The following is a 6188-nucleotide window of genomic DNA, read 5'->3' as shown; positions in this document are numbered from 1 at the left end:
CCAATAACTTCCCTTCCGCATAGCTTGTCACGTGGCGATCTGCGCACAGCATCGCGATGTGAAGTACAGCTTTCCATATCTCACGCCTAGACTGCAACTGTGTTCTATTTCGGCGCACTCATGTGTGCTTCTTATGAATACAGCTTCGCCCCTACTATTCCTTCCAACAAAATCACGCGTGGCCGGTTCCAGTCCCCAAGGCTCGGCGATGCGTATTCATTGGAGCTACCGTCGTGAGAGACGAAGCAGGGAAGATAAGCGAACTTCGCCCCCACCTTGTCGCCGGGTTGCACCCCGGACGACTCAACATCATTGCGCTGCCCGGCATCAGCGCCATCAGATTTGACGCATGCCGTTCGGCCGCGCAGATGCAACTGGACGATCCAGCTTTCCGCCGCCTCGATGCACCTGGCTGTGACCCGGTTGGAGGGCGCGTCCAATGAAGCTCTACGAGAAGTTCGCCGACGATATCGAGCGGTTGATCCAGCAGGGCGTCTACCGCCATGGCGAACGACTGCCTTCCGTACGGCAGGCTAGCCAGCAGCACCGGATCAGCATCACTACGGTACTGCATGCTTACCTGCTGCTGGAGAGCCGCGGCTTGCTGGTGAGCCGGCCGCAGTCCGGCTACTTCGTCGACCTGCAGCGCGGAAGCGACGAGCGGCAAATGCAAGAATTGCGAGCCTCGAAGCCGATAGCCATGTCCGCCTCGGTGGACGTCAGCCGGCTAGTGCTTTCGACGTTGCGCTCGATTGGCGCCGGCGATGCCGTGCCGCTCGGCTCGCCGTACCCGGATCCCGTTATGTTCCCGTTCGAGAAGCTGAACCGGTATGCCTATATGTCAGGCCGCGAAAAGACGCTCTGGAACGTGACGAACGCGCTTCCGCCCGGCAATCCGCGCCTGGTCCGGCAGATTGCGCGCCGCTACCTTGAGAACGGCATGCCGGTCGACCCGAATGAGATCATCATCACCGTCGGCGCGACCGAGGCGATCAATATCTGCCTTCAGGCAGTGGCAAAGCCAGGGGACGTGATCGCCGTCGAATCGCCAACGTTCTACGCCATGCTGCACGCGATCGAGCGCATGGGCATGAAGGCGATCGAGGTATCGACGCATCCGGAGTACGGCATCGATATTGCCGCCCTCGCAGGGATCATGAAGTCGCAGCCGATCGCGGCCTGCATGGTCATGCCCAACTTCCAGAATCCGCTTGGATTCCAGATGCCGGATGAACGCAAGCGCGAGCTTGTCGAGTTACTGACGAGATCGGACATTCCGGTCATCGAGAATGCCGTGTACAACGAACTGTATTTTGGCGACACGCATCCCAGCACGTTGAAGACCTATGACCGCAAKGGCATCGTTTTGCATTGCTCATCGTTCTCGAAGAGCCTGACGGCAGCMTATCGCATCGGCTGGGCGCTGCCAGGCCGCTATCGCGATCAGGTCGAGAAGCTCAAGTTCCTGAACACCTTKGCGACCCCGACGGTTCCGCAGCTTGCCATCGCGGAGTATCTCGAGCGTGACGGCTTCGAGCATCATCTGCGGAGGATTCGCAAGGCCTACGCGCAGCAGGCCAACCTGATGCGAGCCATGGTTTCCCGCTTCTTTCCAGAGGGAACGCGCATGTCCAGCCCGGCCGGCGGCTACGTGCTCTGGATCGAGCTACCCGCGAAGGTCGATGCAATGCAGCTCTATCAGCTAGCGCTCGACCGTGGCATCACGATCGGACCAGGGTATATGTTCTCGAACTCCGGCAGCTACCGGAACTTTATCCGCCTCAACTACAGCAGCCCGTGGTCGAGTCGGATCGAGGAAGCGGTGATCGAGGTCGGCAAGCTCGTCGCGATGTGTGCCCGCTGACCGCAGCCGGGTGGTGATGCCGGGGCGGCCCTCCGTCCGGGGCCCCGCCGTCAGGCATCGATCAGCCGCCCGTGACAGGGGGAAAGAACGCGATCTCGCTGTCCTCGCGCACCACGAAGGCACCGTCAACCAGCTCCAGGTTGACAGCGGCCCGTACCGGCCGGTCGGTCTGCAACGCTTGCGCCGAGCGTGCGTCTCGCGATGCGAGCGTTTCCCTGATGCCCTCTACGGTGATGCCGGGCGCATGGATATCGACGATCTCCTGCGTGACGCCAAGATGTTCACGAATGCTAGCGAAGTACCTGATGGTGAGTTTCATGTGCGCCGTCCTACTTCTACTTCTACTTTCGGGTTCTGGCTGGATGGGCAGGGGATCAGCCCCAGCGGTTCACAGCCAGTTCGTCACGTGCCTTGGATTCGACCCATTCCGATGTGCCGTCGCGCCGGATCTCCTTTTTCCAGAAGGGCGCATAGGTCTTGAGGAAATCCATCAGGAACTCGCATGCATCGAATGCTGCCTCACGATGTTGAGACGCGACGATGACCAGGACCACCGGATTGCCGAGCGCGATACGACCGATCCGATGCACGATCTTCRCGGCATCCAGTCGCCAGCGGGCGTTCGCCTCCTCGATGATGCTCCATAGTGCCCGTTCGGTCATCCCTGGGTAGTGTTCGATCTCGAGCGCCGCAATATCGTCGGCATCGCCGAATTGGCGCACGACCCCCAGGAAGTTCACAACCGCACCCACGTTGGGATTGCGCATGATGGGATCGACCTCCGTTGCGAAGCCAATCGGCTGCTGCTGCACGCGCACCTCGAAGCCAGCGGCGATGGCGCGCTGCGCAAAGTCCGCGTTTTCTGCGTTTTCCGCCGCGTCCGCGGCATCCGCGGCGTCCTCGGCTGTCATCTTTGAATGGAACGTGGATGTCATTGTTGTTCTCCAGGTATCGGCTCGCTTCGTGCCCATTGGTGAAGATTCAACCCCCGACGAGCGACATGCGGACAGTCGGGTAACGCTTACCTTGCCTATGGCTGCGAGCCGCCGCGCGCAGCTCGGAATAGCGGTCGGCGCGGCTGGTCCACTGGTGGCGGATCGCCTGCGCCAGTTGTGCCTCCGACACGCTCTCCGACAGCCATGGCCTGAGGCTGGTCCCTTGACCGGCGAACAGGCAGGTATAGAGCTGACCATCAGCCGACACGCGCGCGCGTGAGCACGATCCGCAGAACGGTTGCGATACGCTTGCGATGAAACCCACCTCGCCGCCGCCATCCGTGTGACGGTAGCGGACCGCGGTGCTCGCTCCCGGCCCCTGTTCGACGGGGGTCAGGGGAAACTCGGATTCGACCCTATCCCGAGTCTGCCGAGCCGTGAGCACCGCGGCATCGGACCAGAAGTCGGCCCCGCCGACGTCCATATACTCGATGAATCGCACCACCACGCCAGTGCCTTTGAACAGGCGCACGAGCGGGAGGATCTGGCTTTCGTTCACGCCCCGCTGGACCACCGCGTTGACCTTGACCGGCGCAAGCCCAGCCGCGGACGCGGCCTCGATGCCGTCCAGGATGCGCGACACCGGCACGTCGGCGTCGCTCATGCGACGAAATACAGCGTCATCTACCGCGTCGAGACTGACGGTCACGCGGCTCAGGCCGGCGTCCTTCAGCGCGCGGGCTTTGGCGGCGAGCAGCGTGCCGTTTGTCGTGATCGCGATTTCCAACGGCTTGCCGGACACGGTCGTCAGCTTCGCAAGTTGCTCCACCAGTGCTTCCAGGCCGCGCCGCAGCAGTGGCTCGCCGCCGGTAATGCGGATCTTCTCGACACCGAGCGACGTGAATGATCTTGCGATCTTGACCATCTGCGCAAACGACAGGCGATCGGCCGACGGCATGAACGCGTAGTCGGCAGGGAAGACCTCCCGCGGCATGCAGTAGGTACAGCGGAAGTTGCACTGGTCGATGACCGAGAGGCGCAGATCGCGCAGCGGGCGACCGAGCGTGTCAAGGACGCCGGCATCGACGTCAGCCGATGTGCGGGTGTCGGCAAAGAGGGAGACAACGTTCTGCTTGATGGCGCTCACGATCTATCCGGTGGCATGCGAGGCGAGGCTGTGGAAGGGCCGGTCTCCGGCATCTGCCTTTAAGGCTTCGGGCCGGAGGGCGAGAGCGGCCGGTCCGCCAATGCGGGTGGCTTGCACTCAGCATAAGCCGGACCCGAGCGGGGTCGGGCATACAGTTCGCCCAGGATCCGAAGAGTACAGTTACACATCGCGAAGCTCGGGAGTGCCCTGCGGGAAGCGCATCGGCGCATGGCCCTTCACCGCATTCCGTGATGCTGGCTCGCAGCCGCGGCATCGATTGCCGCGTCGCCGGCCACTGGCGTGTACTCCACGAAGCCGTCGCCACGGCAGAAGCAGAGCAGCCGTATCCCCGCCTGGCGCGCGATGTCGATCGCGAGGGTCGTGGGGGCCGAGATTGTCGCGATCATCGGGATATGGAGGCGCGCGGCCTTGCGCACAAGCTCGTAGCTGGCACGGCTGGAAAGCAGAACGAAACCGGCACGCGTATCTGTCTTGCTTCGTGCAAGCTGGCCGATCAGCTTGTCGAGTGCGTTGTGCCGGCCGACGTCCTCGAAGACCTCGAGCACGGCACCGTCCCTGGCGCACCATGCCGCGGCATGGACGCCCCCTGTCCTGCGCATGAGCACCTGGTGCTCGGGCAACTCGCGCGTGGCGCGCCAGACGGATTCGATGCCGATGTCAGCCGCCGAGCCTGCGTGAAGAATGCGCGTCGGCTCCAGGTCCAGCAGCGCGATGCTCTCGATGCCGCAGACGCCGCATCCCGAACGCCCGGCGAGGGATCGCCGCCTTCCTTTCAAGGCGGCGAACGCCTCCTGGGAAATTGTCAGCCTTACTTCCGCGCTGCCGGCATGGAAGAGTGCCTCGATATCGAATACGTCGGAGACGCGCTCGACAATCCCTTCGCTGAGCGAGAAGCCCAGCGCGAATGCTTCCAGATGGATGGGCGTGGCCATCATGACGGCGTGCGAGATGCCGTTGAACACCAGCGCAACGGGCAGTTCTTCCGCAATGTGATCCGAGATTGGATACGCGTCGTCGTGCCTGTGGCGTATCACCGTGCACTCGACGCTACCRGTTCGATCAATGACGGACGGGCATTGCAACATGGGGACCCCTTGAAGGCATTAAGTCAGCCGTTCAGATCGTGCGCGGGTRCAGGCGCCGCCGTTCCAGAGCACGGGCGTGGCGCATGCCGTGGGCAGTCCGCATCTGGCCTGACAGTTGGATTTATATGCGCCGCCAGGCCGAATCGCTAGAGCACAGATCCGATGACCGTTGCCGTTGCCGCGCGCTGTATGCGAACGCCGCGACTTCGGTCAGGCAGGACACAGTTTGCATGCTATCGCGACGCGCACCCGCTTTTCGGGCACAGCTCAATACGAATCGACGGAATACAGTTCACGTGCAGCGACATTCGTTTGCATGCCCTCTCAAAACTGCACTATCGTCGTATCCAGATTTGGTGCCCTCGCAGTCTCGGTGTGTCTCCGGTCAGATGGTTCAGCGTGTCCCCGGCCTCGCGCGATCCGCGTGGGCGATCTTCGATTTGACTCGTGCGGTCCTGGCTGATGCCGTGGACCTTTCCTTCCAGGTGCAAGTGAGAATCATGGAAATCTTCGATGCCTTACATCTTGCCAGGCTGCAGTTTGCCTTCACCGTTTCATTCCATATCGTCTTTCCAGCGATCAGCATCGGCATGGCGAGTTTCCTTGCCGTGCTGGAATGGCGCTGGCTGACGACGGGGGATAGCAGCTACAAGGATATGTTCCTGTTCTGGTCGAAGGTATTCGCGGTCAGTTTCGGCATGGGCGTGGTGTCCGGCGTTGTGATGGCCTACGAGTTCGGTACGAACTGGAGCGGGTTCTCGCAGGTCGCGGGCAACATCACGGGACCGCTACTGACGTATGAGGTACTGACGGCCTTCTTTCTCGAGGCAGGCTTTCTCGGCGTGATGCTGTTCGGCTGGCAGCGGGTGAGCGCCCGCGCGCACTTCTTCGCGACACTGATGGTTGCCTTGGGCACGCTGATCTCCACATTCTGGATCCTGGCGTCGAACAGCTTCATGCATACCCCGCAAGGATTCGCCATGGAGAACGGCCGCATTGTCCCGGTCGACTGGCTGAAGGTGGTGTTCAATCCGTCCTTTCCCTACCGCCTTGCACACATGACAATCGCGGCATTCATCGTGGCGGGATTCATGGTCGCCGCCTGCGGCGCCTGGCACTTGTTGCAGGGGCGGCGC

At 62.1% G+C, this 6188-nt stretch carries 6 protein-coding genes; 2 read left to right on the top strand and 4 right to left on the bottom strand.

The window, feature by feature from the left end; translation table 11 throughout:
- The first annotated feature begins 439 nt into the window (after nucleotides 1-439).
- Entirely contained in the window at nucleotides 440-1864 is a 1425-nt protein-coding gene (locus AC1DS3_RS33375; RefSeq protein WP_477128841.1) for an aminotransferase-like domain-containing protein, read from the top strand.
- Nucleotides 1865-1925: 61 nt separating this feature from the next.
- On the opposite strand, the gene AC1DS3_RS33370 is transcribed toward AC1DS3_RS33375, so the two are convergent.
- The 4 genes from AC1DS3_RS33370 to fdhD form a co-directional block, all read right to left on the bottom strand.
- Nucleotides 1926-2183, bottom strand: coding sequence for a MoaD/ThiS family protein (locus tag AC1DS3_RS33370; protein WP_441632050.1), 258 nt, complete (start codon nucleotides 2181-2183; stop codon nucleotides 1926-1928).
- A 55-nt stretch (nucleotides 2184-2238) separates the two neighbouring features.
- Nucleotides 2239-2799 carry a molybdenum cofactor biosynthesis protein MoaE gene (locus AC1DS3_RS33365; RefSeq protein ID WP_477128840.1) on the bottom strand — a complete coding sequence of 187 codons (561 nt, stop codon included), beginning with the start codon at nucleotides 2797-2799 and terminating at the stop codon, nucleotides 2239-2241.
- Between the two features lie 46 nt (nucleotides 2800-2845).
- Entirely contained in the window at nucleotides 2846-3937 is a 1092-nt protein-coding gene (gene moaA, locus AC1DS3_RS33360) for a GTP 3',8-cyclase MoaA (protein ID WP_441632140.1), read from the bottom strand.
- Between the two features lie 245 nt (nucleotides 3938-4182).
- The gene (gene fdhD / locus AC1DS3_RS33355; protein ID WP_441632054.1) at nucleotides 4183-5052 is read right to left on the bottom strand and encodes a formate dehydrogenase accessory sulfurtransferase FdhD; all 870 of its coding nucleotides are present in this window, start codon (nucleotides 5050-5052) and stop codon (nucleotides 4183-4185) included.
- Nucleotides 5053-5552: 500 nt separating this feature from the next.
- On the opposite strand from fdhD, the gene AC1DS3_RS33350 reads away from it, so the two are divergent.
- The coding region (locus tag AC1DS3_RS33350; protein WP_477128839.1) for a cytochrome ubiquinol oxidase subunit I at nucleotides 5553-6188 on the top strand (636 nt) is incomplete at its 3' end.

The organism is Cupriavidus sp. 01L46 (assembly GCF_056399905.1).
The sequence above is the reverse complement of the archived record's forward strand: the minus strand, read 5'-3'. Positions and strand labels throughout refer to the sequence as shown.